Source organism: Desulfurivibrio alkaliphilus AHT 2 (assembly GCF_000092205.1).
Classification (GTDB): Bacteria; Desulfobacterota; Desulfobulbia; order Desulfobulbales; family Desulfurivibrionaceae; genus Desulfurivibrio; species Desulfurivibrio alkaliphilus.
On sequence record NC_014216.1, the window covers coordinates 257319 to 279575 of the forward strand.

Consider the following 22257-nt stretch of genomic DNA (forward strand, 5'->3'; position numbering starts at 1 on the left):
GGTGGCAGCTGCTGTTGCCGGGGAGCGGTGTATGCTGACCCGCTGGTCCCTGGCGCTGGGCGGCCTGGTGCAGGGGGTTGGGTTCAGGCCCTTTGTTTACCGGCTGGCCCGGCAACACGCCCTGGCCGGCCGGGTGTGCAACAGTGCCGCCGGGGTGGAAATCGAGCTTGAAGGCCCCCGGCCACGGCTGGTCGCTTTTCTTGACGATCTGCAGCGGCAGGCGCCCCCGGCGGCGGTGATCGAGCACCTGGAGCGTCGGGAGTTGCCTCCGGTCGGGGAGCAGGGGTTTGTGATCGCCGATACCCAGTGCGGCGGCCCGCCGGTGGCCGGAGTGGTACCAGACCTGGCGGTCTGTGCCGATTGCCTTGCTGAAATGCTGGACCCGGCCGACCGCCGCTACCTGTACCCTTTCATAAACTGCACCAACTGCGGCCCCCGTTACACCATCATCGAAAAAATCCCCTATGACCGCCCCCATACCACCATGCGGGTCTTCACCATGTGCCGGCGCTGCCAGGCCGAATACGACGACCCCGCCAGCCGCCGCTTCCATGCCCAGCCCAATGCCTGCCCGGACTGCGGCCCCGCTCTGGCCCTGGTTTCCTTAAACCAACAGCGGCAAGATAAGGCTCCGCCACCGCTGGCCGCCGGCCCGTCAGCCGTGGCCGAGACCCGCCGCCGCTTGCTGGCCGGGGAGATTGTCGCCATAAAAGGTATTGGCGGTTTTCATCTGGCGGTGAATGGTGCCGATCAGGCGGCGGTGAAGCGGTTACGGCGGCGCAAGGGGCGGCCGGACAAGCCCCTGGCCCTGATGGTTCGCGACCTGGCCACCGCCCGGGGGTTGGTGCAACTGGGGCCGATGGAGGAAAACCTGCTGGTTTCCCCCGCTCGCCCCATTGTCCTGGCGCTCCGGCAAGCGGCGGCGTTGCCGGTGGCGGCGGCGGTGGCCCCGGGAAACCGGCGCCTTGGCCTGATGCTGGCTTATGCCCCCCTGCACCACCTGCTGCTGGATTCCGAGTTGCCGCTGCTGGTGATGACCAGCGCCAATCCCAGCAGCGAGCCGCTTTGTATCGATAACGACGAAGCCTGCCGCCGCCTGTCGAGTATTGCCGATGCCGTGCTGCTCCATGATAGGGCAATCGTGCGGGGCAACGATGATTCGGTGATCATGCAGGGACCCGTCAAAGTCATTGGTTGTGGCACCGGGGTGGGGGCCGCTAATCCCGGTAGCGGCTCATTCTCGGCGGGCATCCTGCCCGCCTCCGAGGTGCCGGCAGCCTCCTGCGCGTCCATGCGCCCGGCTGCCGGCAAACCCGCCGCTACCGGGATAGGCGCCCCCCGTCCAAGTTCAACTTTGACGTTGCCCTGGGTGATCATGGCCGGCAACGACCGGCACCCGGGGGCGGCGCCGCTGGTTATCCGCCGGGGCCGGGGCTATGCCCCTGGGCTGCTGCCTTTTTCACACCGGGGGGCGGCGGTGCTGGCGGTGGGTGGTGAGCTGAAAAACACCGTTTGTCTGGCCGCCGACGGCCGGGCGGTGATCAGCCAGCACCTGGGGGATCTGCAAAACCTGGAGAGTTATCGCGTTTTTGGTCAAACCATTGCCGATTTGTCGCAACTGTTTGCCATTCAGCCGCAAGTGGTGGCTTATGATCTGCACCCCGACTATCTGGCTTCCCGCTGGGCCCGGCAGTGGGCGGCCGAACAGGGCCTGCCGGCCGTGGCGGTGCAGCACCACCATGCCCACCTGGCCGCCTGCCTGGCGGAAAATGAACACCAGGGTCCGGCCCTGGGGTTGATTTTAGACGGCACCGGTTATGGCCCGGACGGCAGCATCTGGGGAGGGGAGATTCTGCTGGGGGATGCCGGCGGCTTTAGCCGCTGGGGCCATTTGGAAACCATGCCGCTGCCCGGCGGTGATTTGGCGGTCCGGCAGCCCTGGCGAGCCGCCTTGGGGTTTCTGTATCAGGCCTTTGCCGGGGACATCCCCCCGTTACCCTTCTTGGCCGAGTTGCAGGCTGCCGACAAGGTGGACTGGCAGGCGCTGCTCCCCCCGTTGCGGCAGAACATCAACTGCCCGCGCACCAGCAGTTGCGGGCGCCTGTTTGATGCCGTGGCCGCCATGGCCGGTGGCTGCCAGAAGATCAGCTACGAGGCCCAGGCCGCCGTGGAACTGATGCAGGCTGCCGACGGCCTGCAAGGCCCGCCCTTTGCTTATCGACTGATCGAAAACAAGGTGACGGAGTACGGTTTCCACGGGGCAGGCGGGCCCGGGGTGCTCATGCAACTCAGTCCGTTGGTTTGCGAGGTGGCTGCGGCGGTGTCAGCCGGAGCGGGGCTTACGGAAATAAGTCGCCGTTTTCATGCCACCCTGGTAGATATGTTTACGGCGGCCCTGGTCACCGCCGCCACGGCAACCGGCATCAAAACGGTGGCCCTGGCCGGCGGCGTGATGCAAAATGAGGTTTTGCTGGCCGGCTTAAAGGACAGTCTGGCCCAGGCCGGTTTGGCGGCCATGCTGCCCCGGCGCCTGCCGTCCAACGACGGCGGCCTGGCCTACGGCCAGGCGGTGGTGGCGGCAACCGTAAGCGAACAGCCGCACCGCATCTTCGGGTGATCAGCCAGGCTTACGTACAGGGGGTACGCTGCGCCTGGCTGCTTACCCAAACCTGCGGCGCGGCTGTTCGCTTACGGCCCGTTAAACCTGTAGGTTAGTACCCCTGGTGAACGGTTGCCCGAAACTTATAATGACAATGTAACTGATCACGGGATACCCCCTGCGTGACGATCTGCTAAGGAGTAAGCGGTCACGGGGCACCCCAGATTGCGGCAAGCAGACCGGCGCAGCGTACACCGGGTACTCAAGCCGGGCTGATCGCCGCAAGGTGGGGTGCCCCGTGATCGCTTACATGACAATCAATCGGGAGTGAGCGCATGTGTTTGGCGGTACCGGGAAAAGTGGTGGAGATCTTCGAGGAAAACGGTTTGAAGATGGGGCATATCGACTATGCCGGGGCGATCAGCCGGGCCTGCCTGGAGTATGTGCCGGAGATCCGCCTTGGGGATTATACCGTGGTCCATGCCGGTTTTGCCCTGTCCATCCTGGATGAGGAAGAGGCGGCCAAAAGTTTTGCCGCCTGGCGTGAGTTGCAGGCGGCAGCGGCCCGGGAGGGAGTGGATCTCTTCGGTCGCCCGCTGGCCGATGCCGATGCCGATGCCGATGAACAGGAGTGAGCGGGGCATGCTGAAACACCTGGATGAATACCGCGATCCGGCCCTGGCCCGGAAGTTACTGGCGGAGATTGCGGCGGTGACCACCCGGCCCTGGGTGATCATGGAGATCTGCGGCGGCCACACCCATGCCATTATCCGCCACGGTATCGACCTGCTGCTGCCCCGGCAGCTTGAACTGGTGCATGGCCCCGGCTGCCCGGTCTGTGTTACCCCGGTGGCCCTGATTGACCAGGCCCTGGCGCTGGCCCGGCGGCCCGAGGTGATCTTTACCAGCTTCGGCGATATGCTGCGGGTGCCGGGCAGCCGCGAGAGCCTGGCCCGGATTCGGGCCAGGGGTGGTGATATACGTACCGTTTATTCGCCGCTGGAGGCGGTTAACCTGGCGGTGCAAAACCCGGCGCAAGAGGTGGTCTTTTTTGCCGTGGGTTTTGAAACCACCGCCCCGGGCAACGCCCTGGCGGTGCAGCAGGCCGCCCGCCTGGGGTTGACCAACTTCAGCCTGCTGGTAAGCCATGTCCTGGTGCCGCCGGCCATCGGTGCTTTGCTGGCGGCCCCGGACAACCGCATCCAGGCCTTCCTGGCTCCGGGGCATGTCTGCACCGTGGAAGGGTTGCAGGACTACGAGGCCATGGCCGCCGCCCATCAGGTGCCCATGGTGCCCGCCGGTTTTGAGCCGGTTGATATCCTGGCCGCCATTTTGCTGCTGGTGCGCCAGCTGGAAGAGGGGCGGGCCCAGGTGGAAAACGAATACCGCCGTTCGGTGCGCCCGGAAGGTAACCCGGCGGCCCGGCTGGCGGTGGAGCAGGTTTTTCAGGTTTGCCACCGCACCTGGCGAGGCCTGGGGGAAATTCCCGCCAGCGGTTTGCGCTTGCGGCCGGAATTTGCCGCCTTTGATGCCCAATGCAAGTTCGCCCTGGAGGAGACCGGGGAGATGGAATCACCGCAGTGTATCAGCGGGGCGATTCTGCGGGGAGAGAGCAAGCCGCCCCAGTGCCCGGCTTTCGGCAAGGAGTGCACCCCCGAGCACCCCCTGGGGGCCACCATGGTTTCCAGCGAAGGCGCCTGTGCCGCCTACCGCCATGCCAACCGGCAATAAAGAGTTTTGGAGTGATTGATGTCTTGGCAAATTAAACCGGAAAACTTTGGTTGCCCGCTGCCGGCGGCGGATGGGGCGACGGTGCAGCTGGCCCACGGTGGCGGCAGCCGGCTGGCGGCGGAGTTGATTGAGCAGACCCTGGTGCCGGCCTTTGCCGATCCGGTGCTCTCCCGGTTGGAAGACCAGGCGGTGCTGGAGTCACCGCTGGGCGCCGGTGAGCGCCTGGCCTTCACCACCGACTCTTTTGTGGTGGACCCGCTTTTTTTTCCCGGCGGCAGCATCGGTGAGTTGGCGATTAACGGCACCATCAACGACCTGGCCATGGGCGGCGCCCGGCCCCTTTATCTGTCGGTGGCCCTGATTGTCGAAGAGGGGCTGGAGCTGGCGATTTTGCGCCGGGTCATTGCCGATCTGGGTGCCGCCGCCAAGGCCGCCGGGGTGCGGGTGGTGACCGGCGACACCAAGGTGGTGGGGCGGGGGAGTTGTGACAAAATTTTCATCAATACCAGCGGCATCGGGGCGGTGCCGGCCGGCCTTGCGCTTTCCGCCGCCAACCTGCAGCCCGGGGATAAGATCATCATCTCCGGCACCATGGCCGACCACGGCATGGCCATTATGAGTTGCCGCCAGGGCTTGAGCTTTGCCGAGCCTTTAACCAGCGACACCGCCGCCCTGCATCAACTCACCGCGGCGATCATGGCGGCTGCCGGCATGCCGCCGGCCGCCCCGGCCCAAAAGGCCAATGAGCCAGAGGCCGGTCAGGCCCTGCGGGCCATGCGGGATCCCACCCGGGGTGGGGTGGCGGCGGTATTAACGGAAATGGCCAGGGCTTCCCGGGTCGGGGTGGTAATTGCCGAAGAAACCCTGCCGGTGGCCGGGCCGGTGCGCGGGGCCTGCGAAATTCTGGGGATCGATCCGCTGTTTGTGGCCAACGAGGGCAAGCTGCTGGCGGTGGTGGCGCCGGAGAGCGCCGGGGCGGTGCTGCAGGCCATGCGGGAGCACCCGCTGGGGCGGCAGGCGGCGATCATCGGTGAGGTGGTGGCGGAAAACCCCGGCCTGGTGGCGCTGCGCACCGCGCTGGGGCCCCATCGGATCATCGATCTGCCCAGTGGAGAACTGCTGCCGAGAATCTGCTGAATCAACCGGTATTACAAAGGCTGTGAAGCGATGACCATCAAAAGCCGCATAACCCTGATCGGTATCCTGGCGGTGGGAGGTCTGTTTTTTTGCTGCTGGGCCTGATGACCAGCGAATTCTCGCGCTATCGCCAGCAGCAGGTGGTGGTGGAAGAACTGGCCCTGATCAGCGAACTTTCAGCCCTGGTGCATGAACTGCAGAAAGAAAGGGGCCTTAGCACCGGCTTTCTTGCCTACCCCGAGGCCGATTACCGCGATGCTCTGCTGGCGCAGCAGGCCGAAACCGACCGAAAGCTTGCCGCCTTGGGCCGGGCCGATGGTGCCCAGGCGCAGCGGTTGCAGCAGGAGTTGAGCCTCTTGCGGCAGCGGGTCATCTCCGGAGAGGGGGCTTACCCTGCCGACTACCGCCACTATTCCTGGTTGGTGCAAGGTTTGCTGGATCAGGTTCAGAGTCAGGGGCGGCGGCTGGGGTTGGCCGAGCTCAAGGATGATCTGGTGACCCACAGCCACTTGATGTTTGCCAAGGAATACCTGGGGCGGATTCGGGCCACGGTTAACCACGGCTTGCGCCTGGCGGGCGAAGGCCGGGAAAAGATGGTGGAAGCGGCCCGCCTGCAGGCCCTGTTTGGTGAATACCGGCGGCTTTTTCAACTTGCCGCCGCTGCCGATCTGGCGGGACGGTTGCAGCAGGTGCTGGACACCCCGGCGGCGGAGGAAGTGCTCAAAGCTATGCAGGCTTCCACCATGGCAGGGTTTACGGAGCTGACGATCTCATCCGGGCAGTGGTTTGCCCTGGCCACGGAGGTGATCGATGACTTGAAAGAGTTGGAAGATCACTCCCTGACCCTGCTGCTCCACGAAGGGGAGCAGCAACTGGATAATCTTCGCCGGCGCCTGCTCATTTTCTCCCAGGGAGGCCTGCTCATCGGTGGCGGCATCCTGGTGCTGGTCATTTATACCCTCCACGGCATGATCCGCTCCCTGGACCATCTGCTGGCGGAAATCGGGCAAATCGGTGCAGAGGAAGATTTCGGCCGCCGGCTACCGGTGGCCGCCGGCCATGAAATAGGAATTATTGCCCGTCATTTCAACAAGTTGCTGGAGGTGGTCGAGCGTCTGCTGCGAGAGAAGGACCAACTGGCCGGGACTGATCAACTGACCGGCCTGAACAACCGCCGCCGCTTCAAGGAGTTGCTGGACCAGGAACTGATCCGCTACCGCCGTATCCCCAAGCCTCTCTCCCTGTTAATCTTCGACATCGATCATTTTAAGCGGGTTAATGATACCTACGGGCATGAAACCGGGGATTTGGTGCTCAAGGAGATGGCGCAACTGTTGCAGGCCACGGTGCGCCGTACCGACACCCCGGCCCGTTGGGGCGGTGAGGAGTTTTTGGTGCTGTTGCCGGCCACCACCGCCGAGGCGGCGATGGCCCTGGCGGAAAAGCTCCGGCAGGCCATTGAAGAGCACGATTTTCCCCGGGTCGGCCGGGTGACCGCCAGTTTCGGGGTGGCCGCCTTCCATGATGGCGAGCAGGAGGAAAGCGCCTTGTTACGCCGGGTGGATAAGGCCCTCTATCAGGCCAAGCGGCAGGGGCGCAACCGGGTGGTCAACTGGGCGGCTGCAGCTAAGCCGGCTGATTTGCCATAACTGACCACGTGGAGCAAAGGGTAAGCGATAACAGGGGGCGCCCCCCAGTTTTTTACGATCTGCCCAGCACCTGTCTGACCTTGGTGGCCAGTTCTTCCCTGCTGAAGGGTTTCTGGAGGAAATTGATCTCTTCTCCCTGCTCCTGCAACTCAGCAAAAGACTCCAAGGGGTGACCGGAGATGAAAAGGATCTTCAGTTGCGGCCGCTTTGCCTGCAGTCGGCGGGCCAGTTCCAGGCCGCTCAGGCCCGGCATGGCCAGGTCGGTCAGCAGCAGGTGAATCTCTCCCGGCTGATCGTCGGCCAGTCGCAGGGCCTGGCGCGGGTCGGCGACGGGCAGCACATGGTAACCCAGCATGGTCAACAGGTTGTGGATCAGGTTCAACAGAGAGACCTCATCTTCCACCAGCAGGATGGTTTCCTGCCCGACGGCCTTGAGCAATTCGGCGGCCGCTCCGGCCGTAACCGCGTTTTCCGGGGCAGGCCCGTGGAAACGGGGCAGGTAGATCCGGAAGGTGGTGCCATGGCCGGGGCTGCTGAAGACCTCCATGAACCCTTTGTTCTGTCGCACGATCCCGTAAATGGTGGCCAGCCCCAGGCCGGTGCCTTTGCCAATCTCCTTGGTGGTGTAAAACGGGTCGAAAATACGGCCCAAAGTATCGTCGTCCATGCCGCAACCGTTGTCGCGGACCTCCAGGCGGACATATTGACCGGGGCTGGCATCGGGGCAAAAACGGCAGAACTCCTCGTTGATTGCCACCCGTTTGGTGGCAATCACGATTTCCCCCGGTCTTTCGTTGCCGATGGCATCACGGGCGTTGACCGCCAGGTTGGCCAAAATCTGGTCCAGTTGGCCGGGGTCCAGATACATCGGCCATAGTTCTTCGCCGGGCTGCCAGGTCAGGGTGATATGCTGGCCGATCAGCCGGCCCAGCATTTTTATGGTGCCCTCGATTTCTTCGTTGATGTTAAGCAGCTTGGGATTAATAGTTTGCTTGCGGGCAAAGGCCAACAGTTGCCGGACCAGGTCGGCGCTGCGCCGGCCGGCGGTGATAATTTCGCCGACCTCCCCTTGCAGGGGGTCTTCGGGGGGGAGCCGCAGTTGGAGTACCTGGGCATAGCCGATGATTACCGCCAGCTTGTTGTTGAAATCATGGGCCACGCCGCCGGCCAGCAGGCCCATTGATTCCAGCCGCTGCGATTTATGCAGAGCCTCCCGGGTGGCATGCGCTTCGGTCTGGTCGCTGAATACCAGGACCACCCCGCTGATGTTGCCCTCGTCGTCCCTGATCGGGGCGCCGCTGTCGGCAATGGGCCGTTCGCTGCCATCCCGCGAGATCAGCAGGGTGTGGTTGGCCAGGCCCACCACCTTGCCCTCATGCAGCACCTTTGCCACCGGGTTGGCCACCGTGACCCGGCTGTCCTGGTTGATGATCCGAAAGACCTTTGGCAGTTCTTGCCCCCGGGCTTCGTCTTCCAGCCAGCCGGTAAGCTGTTCGGCCACCCGGTTCATGGCCCGCACCCGTCCCTCGTTGTCGGTGGTGATTACCGCATCCCCGATGCTGTACAGGGTGGTGCGAAACTCCTGCTCCGCTTCCCGCCGGGTGCGCTCGCTGTGGTAAAGGCGGCGGAAGAAATCGGCCTGGCGCCGGTGCTGTAACAAAGCGGTGAAAAGCAGGCCGAGTACAATAACCAGGCCCAGCAGGCCGGTGCGGTAGTAGGTTTCGCTGAGGATTTCGCTGGTGGGTCTGCTGGTCACCAGCAACCAATCGGTATCGGGCACCAGGCGCAGGTCGGCCAGCATGGGGGTGCCATCGCGATAGTTACCGGCAAATTTGCCTTGCCGTTCGTACAGTTCGGTTAGCGCCGCCGGGGCTACGCCGATGGCCTCAAGATCCCGCTTTGCCAGTTTGTCCGGGTTGATGGTGCAGTCGCAGAGGGTGTGCAGTTCCTGATCGTAAGGGTAAATGATGAAAGTACGGAAGTCGATACCGGTTTCCGGCCAGAACTGGAGCAGCGGCTCAAAAAAATCCCGGGCCGGGGTGCGCAGTACCAGCAGCACCGGATCGACCGCCGCCGGCACCGCTGCGACGGTATCAAGATAAACTTCCCGGTCGTCAGCGCGGAAAAAGGGAGAGAGGGTGACCTGCCCGGTGGTCAGGGCGGCGGTGATGCTCCGGCGGCTGGCTTCCGGCAGCGTCTCTTCTTGCCCGGTGGCGCTCAGCAGGATATCGCCGGCGGCATTGACCAGCAAAACGTCGGCATACCCCTGGGCTTTTTGTAGCTGCAAACGATGTTTGACCGCCATGACGGCTTGTTGATCTTCCGGGGTCTGCAGCCAGGCGGCGGCGGTGGCCTCGGCGAACAGCCCCCGGCTCATGCGGGCGGCGTCGGCCAGGCGTTCCTGGCGCCACTGTTCAATCTGGCCGGTTTTCAAACTGTTGGTGGCGGCCATGGCCTGGTGGGCCGCCGCCAGTTCAGTGGCCGCCTCGCGGTGGTGAAACCACCATAAAAACAACCCCAGCAGGGCTGCCAGGCCCGACAGGGCGAGGGCCTGCAGAATTTTGGGGCGGGGTTGTCGGTTGTCCATCACCATCTCTTGTCAGGTAATCGTTCCGCGGCACCGCATCTTCGGGCGATCCGCCAGACTTACATCCACGGGCCAGGCTGCTTGCCCGAACCTGCCTGCGGTGCTGCTGAACGATGACGGCCCGTTAAACCGAAAGGGTAGTACCCCCGGTGAAGGGTTACCTGGTCAGGCGGCAGAGTGCGCCTTCGGCTTCCTGGCTGTTTACCACCGGGTGACAGCCAGGGGCGGGCGTTTGTTAATGATTTCAGTATAATATTATTGACAACAAATACTGAATCGGACGCATCTGGCCGGAACAAATAGCTATTTTGCGCAACGTCCTCGATCTTAGCAGTTGGCCGCCTCGAATTCAATCAATATCGTTGCGGTCGTCGTCCAGGGGGGTGAAGGGAATGATGTTGATACGGACCTCTTGCGCTCCTAACAGTCGATAGTAAACCTGGAGCACATCACGCCGCAGCAGGGGAGAGGGTTGGACATAGAGGGGGCGCAGCTCGTAGCCGATGATCCCGTCGGGCTGTTTGGTAACGGCGCGCAGGCGGGCGGTGTCGAAGTGCGGGCTGCAATTGACGAAATCGTGCGCCTGGGCCAGGGCATCCGCCATGGGCAGGCCTTCCAGGAGGCGAAACTGGAAGGCGGGGGAGTAGGGCTTGAAGGTGTAGGGTTGCTCGGTGGGCCAGAAAAAGGCGATGGTATGAGGATCGTTGGTGTAGTTGCAGCCGTGCAGCAGCAGGTGGTAAGTCCCTGCCGCCGGGGGCTGATCAACCTGGATGGTACTCAAGCCGGTTGCCGTGGCACAGGACTGGTTTCCCACGGCGGTAAGGGCCAGCAGCAACAAGGTGGCGGCAACTAGTTTCATCGCTTTTCTCCGTCAGTAATGATGCTAATCGGTAAACAGATAGGCCAGTTCTTCCAGGGCCTGCTTGATGGCATACGGCATGGCCTTGGCGTACATATCCAGCAGGATGATGGCGTTGACCGACGAATCGCTCTTGCTGCTGCCGCGCAGGCGTTGGGCCATGGCGCTGTTAACCTCCTGGATATGGCGATAAATTTCGTTAAGGCCTTCCAGGGCAAAATCCGGCACCAGGCCTCGCCGGTTGCGGAAATATTGGGTCAGCATATAGGTGGCGGCGGCCCGGTAGATGGTCTCCTCCTCGCTGGCCAGAGGCAGGTGAAATCTGGCCATGGGCTTAAAAAAAGTGGTCAAAGGGCAGTCGCTGGCCGCCATCAGCAGCCCCATCAGCGAGGAAACGGCCCGCTGGATGGTGGTTGCCTGGCTGATTTTCCGCTCCTGGGTAATGACCTCCAGTAAAACTTCGTCGTGGGAGAGCAGGTGTTCAAAGCTGGTCACCAGCGGTGCCAGGTTCAAGGCGGCAGGGCAGTGGGGGGCCTGGGCGGAGTTCAGGGAACAGTTGGGACACTGGTGCTGCTCCAGCCTGGCCCAGTCCGGGGGGGGGTACCGCTGCTCGTCGACCAGCCGGATGGCGTTGTCGAAAGCCAGGTTGAAGGTTACCACTTCCGTTGCACTCAAGTGGAAGTGGTAGGTTATCCGGAAAAGCGGCTCGGCGGTCATGGTTTGCATTATAAAGGACAACGGTGGGGTAAGTCCACTTTTCTTGCCCCGGTCACCCTGGCCCTTGACATCGGCGGAGGGTTGCAACAAGCTGTAAAGTAGCGCTTGCGCCCGGGAAGATGATTTAGGCCGGGGCACCCCGTGCGCGGTAAGTCAGATAAGTAACCAGGGGGAAAGGATGAGGATACTGTTGCTTGGTTTGCTGGCCCTCTGGGCGGGGGGGATGCTTTACGGTTACAGCCGTCGCCCTGCCTCGGGGTTTGCCGTGACCGGCCCCTGGCGGCAGGTGTCGCAAGTGGAGTTTTTCTGCGACCTTAGCTACGAGCGTGACGGCCGACCGGTTCTTGAGCAGAGAATTTTACCGGCCATGCTGGCGGCCATCGCCCGGGCCCGCCGCTTTGTGATCCTGGATTTGTTTCTTTTTAACGATCTTGGCGGGCATAAGGTTTTGGGCCAGGGACTGCAATCACCGGTGGCTTGCCTGACCGAGGCGCTGATCAGCGCCCGGCGGCAACAACCCGATCTGACGGTGCTGTTCCTCTATGATGAGATCAACACCGGTTACGGCTCTTATTCGGAGCCGCACCTGGAGCGGCTGACCGCCGCCGGGGTGGCAACGGTGCCGGTTGATCTTGCCCGCCTGCCCGATTCCAACCCGCTCTATTCGGGGCTCTGGCGGACCCTTCTGCAATGGTGGAAGCCCGCCGGCCGGGGGCGTTTGCCCAACATTTTCGCCGCCGATGGGCCGGGGATGAAACTGGCCTCTTATCTGCGACTGTTCAACTTCAAGGCCAATCATCGCAAACTGCTGATCACCGAGCAAACGGCGCTGGTAAGTTCCGCCAATGTTCATGATGCCTCCGCCCGGCACAGTAACATCGCCTTTCAGCTGCGGGGCGGGATCATTGCCGATCTGGCGGCATGCGAAGCGGCCACCGCCCGCTTTTCCGGCCATGATTTTGCCCTGCCTCCCGGTATCTTGCCCGAGGTCTCGCCACGGCCTTCGGACTCCCTTGAGGGCGAAGTGTCGACTGTTTCGGAGGCGGGAGAATTTTCGGGCTCTGTTCCGCTGGCGCGGCTGCTCACCGAAAGTGCCATTGGCCAGGCGCTGCTGGCGGCGCTGGACGCCACCCGGCCGGGGGATCGGATCTGGGTGGCCCAGTTTTATCTGTCGGACCGGCGGGTCATGGCCGCCCTGGCCGGCGCCGCCCGGCGCGGGGTAACGGTTCGGCTGCTGCTGGACCCCAGCCGCGATGCCTTTGGCCACGACAAACGCGGGATTCCCAACCGCAGTTCGGCCGCCTGGTTGAAGGCCCGGGGCGGCGACCGGTTGGCGATCCGCTGGTATAACACCAGGGGGGAACAGTTCCACGCCAAGCTGGCCCTGATCGAATCCTCGCCCGCCGGGGCTGAGGAGGCCTCAACCGGCCGGGTTACGATTATCGGCGGTTCGGCCAACCTGACCCGCCGCAACCTGACCGGCTACAACCTGGAGAGCTGCCTGGAAATCCGGGCTGCCGCCACCGCCCCGATCGCCGTCGAGGTGCGCCATTTCTTCAAGCGCCTGTGGCATAACCAGGAGGGAGAATATCTGGTGGACTATGAGCAATATGCCGAAAAGCGGCCCTTAAAGGCGGCCTGGGCCGCCTGGCAGGAGTTCAGCGGCATGGGGACCTTCTGATGACCGCCGCCATTCTGCTGGCCACGCTGTTGGGCGCCGGTTTAGGGGGCGGCGGCGCCGGCTGGTATTTTCACCGCCGGCATCGGCGGTTGTGCCGGGAGCAGCAACAGCGCACGGAGGCGGCCTTGCGGCGCCAGCTTGATGAAGTGTTTGCGGTGTTCCGGGCCATCAACGGCGGGGTTTATGTGGCGGATATGGAGACCCACGAAATTCTGGCCCTCACCGGCCGCGACCGGGGCAGCTTCGATGCTACGGTGGTGGGGAGCAAATGTTTTGAGCAGGCCGGCGCCAACCTCGGCGGTCCTTGTCTTTTTTGCACCAACCGGATTCTCCTGGATGATAACGGTCGCCCCGCCCCGCCGGTGGTGCGCGAGTTTCGAAATCCCTGGAGCAACGCCTGGTACCTGGCCATCGGCCGGGCCATTCACTGGTTTGACGGTCGTCTGGTGCGGATGGAGATTGCCATCAATATCACCGAGCGCAAACGGGCCGAGGAAGCCCTGCGTTGCAGCGAGCAGAACTTCCGGGAACTGGTGGAAAACTCCCTGGTGGGAATCATGCTGATCCAGAATGGAGAGATTGTCTTTCAAAACCCGGAGCAGCAGCGCCTGCTAGGACGGCTGCCCAGTTCCTTCAACCTGGAGGACTTCACCGCGGTCCACCCCGAAGACCGGGACAAGGTTCGGGAAAGTTACCGTAAGATCAGCAACGGCCTTTCGCCCCAAGTGGACCTGGACTTCCGCCTCTATACCGGGGGGCGCCGCGATGAAGCCGGCCTGGCCTGGGTTTATTGCCGGGCCAGGCCCATGGATTTCCAGGGGCGCAAGACCATTCTGATCAGCATGATGGAGATTACCCGGATCAAAGAGCTGGAGCGGCTGCTGCGCCAGCAAGACCGGATGTCCTCTCTGGGCCGGGTGGCTGCCGGCATTGCCCATGAGATTCGTAATCCGCTCTCGGGAATTAATATTTCCCTGACCACTCTGCGACAAATTTACCATTCGCCGCAACACCGAGACCAGGTGGAAGATATCTTTCGCCGGCTGGCCACCGCTTCCGCCAAGATCGAGGCGGTTGTCAAACGGGTGATGGATTTCTCCAAGCCCGGGCAGCTTCACCCCCGCTCCGTTTCACTCAATGAACCGGTGGCCGAGGCGCTGGAGTTGGCCGGAGTTTTTTTAAGTAAATACCAGATCAATCTGGAGGTTGACCTGGCGCCGGCGTTGCCTCTCTGTCGTGTTGACCCCGGCCAACTGGAACAGGTGGTACTCAACCTGTTGACCAACAGCGCGGAAGCCATGGAGGCGATGCCGCGGGAAGCTCCTCGCCGCCTTAAAATTGCCACCCGGGCCCTGGCCGATGGGGTGGAATTGCTGGTGGACGACAGCGGCCCTGGCCTGGCGCCGGAGGTACAGGGGGAGATCATGGACCCCTTTTTTACCACCAAGCCCGAAGGTACCGGGATCGGCCTGAACATCAGCCAGCGGATTATCAATGACCACGGCGGCACCATCGAACCCTGCGTCGGCACGCTGGGCGGCGCCTGTTTCCGGATTTTTCTGCCCGCCGCCGGCCGGGAGAGGGGTAACAGTTTGCCTGGGAAATAATCTGCATGGGAGGATGATGAAAAAAAATGACAGAGGGGAGGTAAATGTGCGATGATCGTTGCAAAGGAGACCCGCGATGCTGGCCCAAAACCGAGACGACCTTTTTGCCGTCCTGCGCCACCTCAAACTGCTGCTGGTGGAAGATGACGAGTTGATCCGTGATTCCCTGGCGCTCTTTTTTGCCAACGAAGGTTGCCGCCTGGAAGTGCAGGCCAGTGCCGAAGATGGTCTGCAACTGGTCCGGGTGCGGGAATTCGATGTGGTGATCACCGATTTTCGCCTGCCGGGGATGAGTGGTCTGGAGTTTTTGCGCATCCTGCAGGAGATGCAGCCGGAAGCGCAGAAGATCCTGTTGACCGCTTACATGAACGAAGAGGTGCTGGCCGAGGCCTTCCGCCTGGGGGTCCACGAGTTTATTGAAAAACCCATCGCCACGGAAGATATTGAAGAGGCACTGGCCCGGTTGATCCGGCGCCGGTCGCCAACCCGACCGACCTTGCCCGGGGGGGTGTGATTCTTGCGGTTTATATGTTATAGTAGGGGTTAAAATCAGGTTGCCGACCTGTTCGGCACCATGAACCCTAAAAGAAAGGAGAAGCAGTTATGACTCAGGCTAAATCAGGCGACAGTGTCAAGATCCACTATACCGGGAGATTGACCGACGGCACCGTTTTTGATTCCTCCGACGGGCGTGAACCCTTGGGCTTTACCATCGGCAACGGCGAAGTGATCCCCGGCTTTGAAGAAGCGGTCAGCGGCATGGCGGTGGGGGAGAGCAAAAATGTGACCATTCCCATGGACAAGGCTTATGGGCCCCGGCTGGATCAGCTGATCATCGATGTGCCCCGCAGCCAGGTGCCGCCGGACCTGAACCCGGAGTTGGACCAGCGCCTGCAGATGAGCGGCCCCAATGGTGAGAATGTGGTGGTTAAGGTGGTGGATGTGTCTGATGATTCGATCAAACTTGATGCCAATCCCCCTTTGGCCGGTGAAGATCTGAACTTCGATATTGAACTGGTTGAGATCGCCTAAAACCTGTTTTGTCGCCGGCCAGCCGGTAACGGCGACCCGGCAACAACTTGCCGCTGAACCGTTGTGAACGGCAGCGGCAAAGCAAACAACGGCCCCTGATGGTCCAGCTTCGACCATCAGGGGCCGTTTTATTTGTTGCCCTTGTGCCATTGTTAGCCCCCGGTTAAACGGAGGGGCATGGGGCTATGATTTGTCTTCAAGCCGCGGGCGTTGCGCGGTTTCCTCGTCATCCCAGCGCCAGTCGTCATCGTCGCCGTCACTTGCCGCCTGGGAGCGGCTGGTGGCGGTTTGCCCATGGCTGCTGCCGAAGACCATTTTTTCCAACTCAGCCACCACCTTCTTCAGCTCTTCCGACTGAGCACTGAGCTCTTCCGAAGCGGCTGCTGATTGCTCGGCGGCGGCGGCGATCCGCTGGGTGGCGTCGGAGCTTTCATGGGTGGCCTCGGTGATCTGCTGTACCCCCTTGGCCTGCTGTTCGGTGGCCTCGGTAATGGCCGAGTTCTTGTCGCCGATGGTGGTGGCGGTTTCGACGATATCATCGAAATCCTGGTTGATTTCCTTCAGGGAGCCGGCGCAGGAAGTGATCCGGGCCACGGTGGTGTCCAGCAGTTGCTGGATCTGGTTGGCTTCCTGGGCGGTTTTCATGGCCAGGTTTTTAACCTCGTCGGCCACCACGGCAAAACCGGCCCCGGCTTCGCCGGCCCGGGCCGCTTCCACCGCCGCGTTCAAGGCCAGCAGGTTGGTTTGGAAGGCGATGGAATCGATGGTGGCGATGATGGAACGGATCTGGCCACTGTCCTTTTCGATCTGGGTCATGCTTTGGGTCAGTTCCGCCAGGGCTTTGAGGGACTGGCCTGACTTTTTGATGTTTTCCCGCATCAGTTTTTCAGACCCCTCGGTCAGTTCCACCATTTGGGCGCTCTGGGCGGCAATTTCCTCCAGCGCCGCGGAGGTTTCTTCCACCGAACTGGCCTGGCTGGCAGCGGTATCGGACAGCGACTGGCTGCTGGAGGCGATCTCTTGGGCAGCCACGGCCACCTGGCTGGAGCTGCCTTCAACCTCCCGGGCCGCCCGCTCCAGGGTGCGGGAAAGCCGGATGGTCAGCGGCCAGGTGATCCCCAGTCCCACGGCCAGCCCCAGCAGGATAACCAGGCTGACCCGGATTTTGAGGCCCCAGGCGGTATGCAGCAAACCTTCGTCGGAGACCAGGTTGTCGCCCACGTGTTTCCGGATTCGGTGCAGAATACTCTGCACCTCCGCCAGGGCCGTCAGGGTTTCCCGGGTGTAGGTGGCTTGGGCCGCCTGGTAGCCGGCCAGGTTTTCATCCAGCCAGGCCAGGGTGTCGTCGATGGCCGCCAGGGTAGCCTCGCCGGCGGGCATGGTTGACTCGTGGAAATAATCGATGGCCGCCTGGCGCCGGTTTTCAGCCAGCAGCTCGTTGATGCGGACCACGCTTTCGTGCAGCTGGGTGTGCGGTTCCTCCACCTTTTGCCAGAAGGATGCCAGTTCCGGGGTCAGTTGCCGGCGCTGGCGAAACTCGGACGAGTACAGCCAGCGGCCCAGGGCGCACTGGCGGGGGTCGGTTTGAACCCGGGCGGTGCCGATTTCCGGGTCCATCAGGGCGTCTTTTACGGAGTGCAGCCACTCCAAGTGACGAATTTTGATGTTGCGCAGGTAGTTGGTTAAATGTTGATCGGCCGGGCGGAACTGGGCTTCAATGCGGGCTGCCGACTGGTGCAGCCGGAAGTGGGGCTGTTCCAGTTCCCGCAGCAGGGGTGCCAGGCTGGGCAGCAGCTTTTCCGCCTGCTGCCGCCCTTCGCCGTACAGCCAGCGGCCCAAGGCGCACTGCCGGTCGTCGGTGGAAACCTGCAGCCTGGTGACCGAATCGTCGGTGAACAGGGTGTTTAGCTGGTTGACCCACATCAAATGATCCACTTCCCGCTGGGCCAGTTCGGCGTCCAGGCGGTTGCTGTCCGCCATTTCGTTAGCGTCCCGGATGATAAAGTTGACGCCGATGTAGCTGGCCAGGCCGCTAAGCATCAGGATGCCGATCATCAGGATAAAGCCGGCGCTGATTTGCTGCTTGATGGTAAATCGGTCAAGCAGTGGGTCGATCGTTCTGTTCAGACGTGTCAACATGGTGTCCTTCCTTAGCGGGGCTCACCCTTGGCGGGTGATCGTAAACAATGTGTCCATCTTGAGTTCTGTAAACAGCTCAAAAAGCGGGCCGGTAAGATTGGTCACCCGCAACTGGCCGCCGTTACTGGCCAGGTGTTTGTACAGCAAAAGTAGCTTGCCGATCCCGGAACTGCCGATATGCTTGACCCGGCTGCAGTCTATCTCCACCTCCCGGACACTGGCTAAAGGCAGCTGCTTGATCGTTTTCTTGAGCTCTTCCGCCCCTTTTTCGTCAACCACACCTTCCAGGGAGATGCGAACTTTATTGTCGTTTTGGCTGGCTTCAATTTGCATGGTGACCTTCTCCTGGATTTACTTACTTGAGGCTGCCTGCGGCATCGTTTTAAAAGGGGTTGCGCTGCGGAGATCGTCGAGTCTTTATGCTCTATTTCTTTGCGATGTCAAAAGGTTAGTCCTGATGCTTGTAAAAGGGCAATGTATAGGAATATTTTGCTTTTAGCAAAGTTTTTTTCGGTGCCGGGGTGGTTGGTGAATTTTCCCGGGGCGGCAGGGGCAAAATTATGATGATTTTATCCGGCGGATGCTGCATCATGTAGGGCCGACTTTAAACAAGGCTGTTGCCCGTCGCCAGAGGGATTTGACCCGATGGGCGGAGGGTGAGGGGTGTAGCGCGGTTGCAGTTTGCCTGATAATCCCGGGAGCAATGCTTTATGAAAAATTTACAACGACTGGCGGTTGCCGTGGTTTGCCTTTTGATCCTGTTGCCGGTGACAGCGGTCAAGGCCGGACCGGCCCTTGGAGGGCCGGAAGATGGTTTCACGGTGCAACTCAGCGCCTGGGCTGAAGAAGAGACGGTCAATGATTTGCTCACCGCCGTGTTGGTGGTGGAGCGCAGTGGCCCGGACCATGCCCGTTTGGCGCTGGCGGTGGCCAATCTCATGCGGCGGGCCCTGGGCGAGGTCGAGCGTTACCCCGAGATTAAAGCCCACACCGTGGCTTATGCCACCCAGCCGGTGTACCAGAGGCGGGACGGTAAAAATGAGCGGGTGGGCTGGCGGATCCGGCAGTCGCTGCAGCTTGAAAGCACCGAGGTGGAAAAAACGGTGGAGCTGATCGGACGTTTGCAGGCCCTCGAGTTGCAGCTTGTTGCCATGAACTTCACCGTCTCCGAGCAGAAAAAGGAGCGGCTGCGGGCTACCCTGACGGCGGCCGCCATCGATGCCTGGCGAGGCAAGGCCGAGGCGGCGGTCAGAAGACTGGGCGGCCGCGTCTGGCGCCCCTATGAAGTAAGGATCGACGATGAATACCGGCCGCCGGTGCAACCTTTGCTGCGCACTGAAGCCGCGATGTTGAGCCAACCCGTGGAGTCGGCGGTGGAGGCCGGTACTTCCCGCTTGCGGGTAACGGTCAGCGGTACCGCCTGGGGGCGTTGAGTCACCATGATCTTCATGTGGAGAGCGGGATGAAGCGACCCTTTCATAATACGCCCTGGCCCGAAGCTGACTTGCCGGCTCAGGGTGGTGCCGATAATCCCCCGGCGGGGAAGGCCGGCAGCTCTCTTGATACCTTTGTTTACCCTGAAAGCACCAAACAGTTGTTATCCGTTATTATCAGCCCGGAAGATGCCCAGGCGCATTTGCTTCTGCCGCTTTCGTTCATCGGCAATGAACTTACCGTTGCCGTTGTTCACCCCGAGAAAAGGGAAGTGCTCCAAGACCTCCGGCGGAGGTACGATGCTTTTCACGTCTCATTCCTGCCGATCGGTGCACAAAAATTCACCGAACTTTACCATGAACTCTACCAGCAGCCGGTAAAGGGTCTGTCGGAGCCAGGCTCGCCGAGTTCCGCCCCCTTTTCGGAGCCGCCGGGTCATGGCCGCACCCCGGTTGGTCCCATCTCCGCTAAGGGGCAGGAATTGCCGGAACCCATGCCGAACGACTCCTCGACCGCTTCGGCTTCGTTAGCCGGTCCGGATCTGCCGGATCTGCCGGATCTGCCGGGTTTGGCCGAGGCGCTTTTAACCCATGCCGCTAAGTGTCGGGCCAGCGCCATCCACTTCGAACAGGAAGAGGGCCGGGGTAAAGTTCGCTACCGCATTGACGGTGTGCTCCAGGAGTTGGAGCCCGGCCGGTTGCAGGAAAGTATCCAGGCCAGGCCGGAGGATGTCGTTTCCCGCCTCAAAATTTTGGCCAACCTTGAGCAGGCCGATCCCTTGCTGCCCCAGCATCGGGTCTTTCGTTTTGCCCCGGCCAATGGGGCCCTGCCAGAGCAGGATGAGCTTGTTTTGCGGTTGGCCACCTGCCCTGCCGTGGATGGTGAAAGCTTCACCATCAATATCCTTGATAGCCGCAAGGCAAGGCCGGATCTGGAGATGCTTGGCCATGCCCCCCCGGTTCTGCAAGCTCTGGAAACTTGCCTGGCGCATGGGCGGGGCATGGTCCTGGTGGCCGGCCCCCCCGGCAGTGGCAAAAACACCACGCTGCAGGCCATCTTGGAATTTCTGCGGGCTCCTTCGCGTCGCATAGTCATGGCCGAGGAGTATGTTACCGCCCGCCTGCCCGGGGTTATGCAAACCGCTATCGACCCGGAAAGAGGTTTGACTGCCCCACGGCTGCTCCGCTCTTTCCTGCCGCTTGATCCCGATGTTATCATGCTTGATCGGTTTGATGACCGCCCATCGATGCGGCAGGGGGTGAACTGTGCCCGCCAAGGCCCACTTTTTCTGAGTTCTATTGCGGCTGTTGATGGTTCGGAAGTTCTGGCCCGTTTTGAGGCCGCCGGCTGTGACCGGGCCGAACTGGCCGCGCTTATCAACGGCGTGCTGGTCCAGCGGCTGGTGCGCCGGATTTGCCCCGACTGTAAAACCGCCTGTGTGCCCGAGCGCGATGAGTGGGGCCGGTTGTTTGTCGATTACCCCTCCCAGCTCACTTTTTTCCTGGGCAAAGGCTGCGCCCTTTGCGATTTCACCGGCTTTAAGGGCCGGACCTTGCTTTCCGAGCTGTTTGTTCCCGGTGCGGCGGCCGCCGCCACCCGGGAAAATGGCCGGGAAGGCTTAAGGGAAGCCGCGGCCAGCAACGGTCTGCCCTCCTTGCTGGATGACGGCTTGCTGAAACTGGGCGAAACCACCCTGGGGGAGATTCTGCGCGTGGTGCCCGCCGCGGCCATAGCGCGCTTTCGGCAACGGACCGGCCGGGGGACGGGGCAAAATTCGGCGGCGGCAATTAAACGGGGGCGGAGTTTTCTGCTTACCGATCCGGCCGGCCAGCGGGACCGTATCGACCGGATGTATGAATTTTACCGGGAACTGTCCCTTGCCCTGGCGTCCACCAGGGTGGTTGAGCGTGCGCTTTTTCACCGCTTTATCACTACCAGCTACCGGGAAATAAAACGCTCGGCAGCCAGTGGGGCGATTACCTTCAATTTTACCGCTGCAGGTGACCGGGTGAAGATTGCCGCCATTCCCCGGCACTGATATTTGCTCCCAGCAGCCAAGGAAACGCACCGGATGAGCCGAACCATAGCCATTACCAGCGGAAAAGGGGGAACGGGAAAAACCACCCTGGCGGTCAGCCTTGCGGCGCAACTGGCCGCGCTGGGCCATCGCACCTGTATTTTTGATGCCGATCTTGGCACGGCCAATGTCAACATTATGCTGGGGATCAACCCCCAGGCCGATATCGGCGATGTGGTCAAGGGAAGTGCTGCGGTCCGCGATATCATCATCCAGGATCCTGCGGGAATAGATATTATCCCGGGCAGCAGCGGGGTGGAAGAGGTGGCCAATCTTGGGGCCAAAAGGCTTGCTTCCCTGGTGACGTCTTTTGACGCCGCCGGTGCTTATGATTTTTATCTCTTCGACACCGGGGCAGGGATATCCCGCCGGGTGCTGGCCTTTTGTCTGGCCGCCGCCGAGGTGGTGCTGGTGATCACCGATGAGCCCACCTCCCTGACCGACGCCTATGCCCTGCTCAAGGTGCTCACCAAACATCAGTACGGGGGGCGGATCAGAGTAGTTATAAATCGCTGCCCCGACCTGGAGGCGGCCAAAAAGGTTTACCGGCGATTCCGGGTGGCGGTGGATTTTTACCTGGGCCTGCCGCTGGAACCCCTGGGGGTGCTTTTCCAGGATCGGGCAGTTCCCGCCTCCATGCAGCAGCAACGTCCTTTCATTGAGCTGTTTCCCAAATCCAAAGCGGCTGACTGTATCAGGCTGATGGCCCGACGGCTGAGCGATGGTGGTCGAGAACCCGCCACCGCCGAGAGTATCGTTGCTTTCTGGAACCATTACGCCTCATTCTGCCGGTTGCCCTTGGAGCTTGCCGCCCGGGGAGCAAAAGAGGAAGCGCATCGCGGAGAGGAGGTGGTCGCTGAGCGGCAGATTTACCTCCTCGACCTGGAGGCTTTTGCGGCTGAAAACAGTAATGAATAATGGAGAAGTTGTTCTTGCCGGGCCGGAACTGGTATTGTTTAACAGTCTGTGGGTCAAGGGGCTGTCAGCGGCCAATGGCTGGGGTGCCGG

Annotated in this window: 17 protein-coding genes; 12 read left to right on the forward strand and 5 right to left on the reverse strand. The window is 61.8% G+C overall.

Translation table 11 applies throughout. The annotated features are described in order from the left end of the window. Window positions 1-31: 31 nt before the first annotated feature. The 5 genes from DAAHT2_RS14900 (at window position 32) to DAAHT2_RS13630 (ending at window position 7116) form a co-directional block, all read left to right on the forward strand. Window positions 32-2617 carry a carbamoyltransferase HypF gene (locus tag DAAHT2_RS14900; protein ID WP_013162467.1) on the forward strand — a complete coding sequence of 862 codons (2586 nt, stop codon included), beginning with the start codon at window positions 32-34 and terminating at the stop codon, window positions 2615-2617. A 317-nt stretch (window positions 2618-2934) separates the two neighbouring features. Continuing rightward, entirely contained in the window at window positions 2935-3234 is a 300-nt protein-coding gene (locus DAAHT2_RS01170; RefSeq protein ID WP_013162468.1) for a HypC/HybG/HupF family hydrogenase formation chaperone, read from the forward strand. 10 nt (window positions 3235-3244) lie between these two features. Then, complete coding sequence (gene hypD, locus DAAHT2_RS01175) at window positions 3245-4330, forward strand: hydrogenase formation protein HypD (protein ID WP_041719138.1); 1086 nt, start codon at window positions 3245-3247, stop codon at window positions 4328-4330. 18 nt (window positions 4331-4348) lie between these two features. After that, the gene (hypE, locus tag DAAHT2_RS01180; RefSeq protein ID WP_013162470.1) at window positions 4349-5467 is read left to right on the forward strand and encodes a hydrogenase expression/formation protein HypE; all 1119 of its coding nucleotides are present in this window, start codon (window positions 4349-4351) and stop codon (window positions 5465-5467) included. An 89-nt stretch (window positions 5468-5556) separates the two neighbouring features. Then, entirely contained in the window at window positions 5557-7116 is a 1560-nt protein-coding gene (locus tag DAAHT2_RS13630; RefSeq protein WP_013162471.1) for a GGDEF domain-containing protein, read from the forward strand. Between the two features lie 52 nt (window positions 7117-7168). Here DAAHT2_RS13630 and DAAHT2_RS13635 read toward each other — a convergent pair whose 3' ends face one another. From DAAHT2_RS13635 to DAAHT2_RS01200, 3 genes are all read right to left on the reverse strand, one after another. Beyond that, window positions 7169-9703 (reverse strand): hybrid sensor histidine kinase/response regulator, encoded by a 2535-nt coding sequence (locus DAAHT2_RS13635; protein WP_013162472.1) that lies wholly within the window; start codon window positions 9701-9703, stop codon window positions 7169-7171. Between the two features lie 349 nt (window positions 9704-10052). Further along, the gene (locus DAAHT2_RS01195; RefSeq protein ID WP_013162473.1) at window positions 10053-10562 is read right to left on the reverse strand and encodes a hypothetical protein; all 510 of its coding nucleotides are present in this window, start codon (window positions 10560-10562) and stop codon (window positions 10053-10055) included. A gap of 24 nt (window positions 10563-10586) precedes the next feature. Beyond that, on the reverse strand, window positions 10587-11288 hold the full coding sequence (locus DAAHT2_RS01200) for a DUF6901 family protein (RefSeq protein WP_013162474.1): 702 nt from the start codon (window positions 11286-11288) through the stop codon (window positions 10587-10589). Between the two features lie 169 nt (window positions 11289-11457). Between DAAHT2_RS01200 and DAAHT2_RS01205 the strand changes: the two genes are divergently transcribed. The 4 genes from DAAHT2_RS01205 to DAAHT2_RS01220 all read left to right on the forward strand — a co-directional run bounded on the left by DAAHT2_RS01205 (window position 11458) and on the right by DAAHT2_RS01220 (window position 15599). Then, window positions 11458-12960: a phospholipase D family protein gene (locus DAAHT2_RS01205; protein ID WP_013162475.1), complete on the forward strand. Its 1503-nt coding sequence runs from the start codon at window positions 11458-11460 to the stop codon at window positions 12958-12960. After that, window positions 12960-14567: a sensor histidine kinase gene (locus DAAHT2_RS01210; RefSeq protein WP_013162476.1), complete on the forward strand. Its 1608-nt coding sequence runs from the start codon at window positions 12960-12962 to the stop codon at window positions 14565-14567. Before DAAHT2_RS01205 ends, DAAHT2_RS01210 begins: the two co-directional genes overlap by 1 nt. A gap of 76 nt (window positions 14568-14643) precedes the next feature. After that, window positions 14644-15081, forward strand: a complete 438-nt coding sequence (locus DAAHT2_RS01215) for a response regulator (protein WP_013162477.1) — start codon at window positions 14644-14646, stop codon at window positions 15079-15081. An 89-nt stretch (window positions 15082-15170) separates the two neighbouring features. Beyond that, window positions 15171-15599: an FKBP-type peptidyl-prolyl cis-trans isomerase gene (locus tag DAAHT2_RS01220; protein ID WP_013162478.1), complete on the forward strand. Its 429-nt coding sequence runs from the start codon at window positions 15171-15173 to the stop codon at window positions 15597-15599. Between the two features lie 183 nt (window positions 15600-15782). On the opposite strand, the gene DAAHT2_RS01225 is transcribed toward DAAHT2_RS01220, so the two are convergent. Continuing rightward, complete coding sequence (locus DAAHT2_RS01225) at window positions 15783-17738, reverse strand: methyl-accepting chemotaxis protein (protein ID WP_013162479.1); 1956 nt, start codon at window positions 17736-17738, stop codon at window positions 15783-15785. Between the two features lie 21 nt (window positions 17739-17759). Next, entirely contained in the window at window positions 17760-18071 is a 312-nt protein-coding gene (locus tag DAAHT2_RS01230; RefSeq protein ID WP_013162480.1) for an STAS domain-containing protein, read from the reverse strand. A gap of 377 nt (window positions 18072-18448) precedes the next feature. Here DAAHT2_RS01230 and DAAHT2_RS01235 point away from each other — a divergent pair, with 377 nt between their 5' ends. From DAAHT2_RS01235 to DAAHT2_RS01245, 3 genes are read left to right on the forward strand one after another with little or no spacing between them, the layout of a single operon-like run. Beyond that, a complete protein-coding gene (locus tag DAAHT2_RS01235; RefSeq protein ID WP_013162481.1) occupies window positions 18449-19171 on the forward strand; it encodes an SIMPL domain-containing protein in 723 nt (240 codons plus the stop codon). Between the two features lie 29 nt (window positions 19172-19200). Further along, on the forward strand, window positions 19201-21210 hold the full coding sequence (locus DAAHT2_RS01240; RefSeq protein WP_013162482.1) for a GspE/PulE family protein: 2010 nt from the start codon (window positions 19201-19203) through the stop codon (window positions 21208-21210). A 33-nt stretch (window positions 21211-21243) separates the two neighbouring features. Then, on the forward strand, window positions 21244-22167 hold the full coding sequence (locus DAAHT2_RS01245) for a MinD/ParA family protein (protein ID WP_013162483.1): 924 nt from the start codon (window positions 21244-21246) through the stop codon (window positions 22165-22167). Window positions 22168-22257 lie beyond the last annotated feature (90 nt).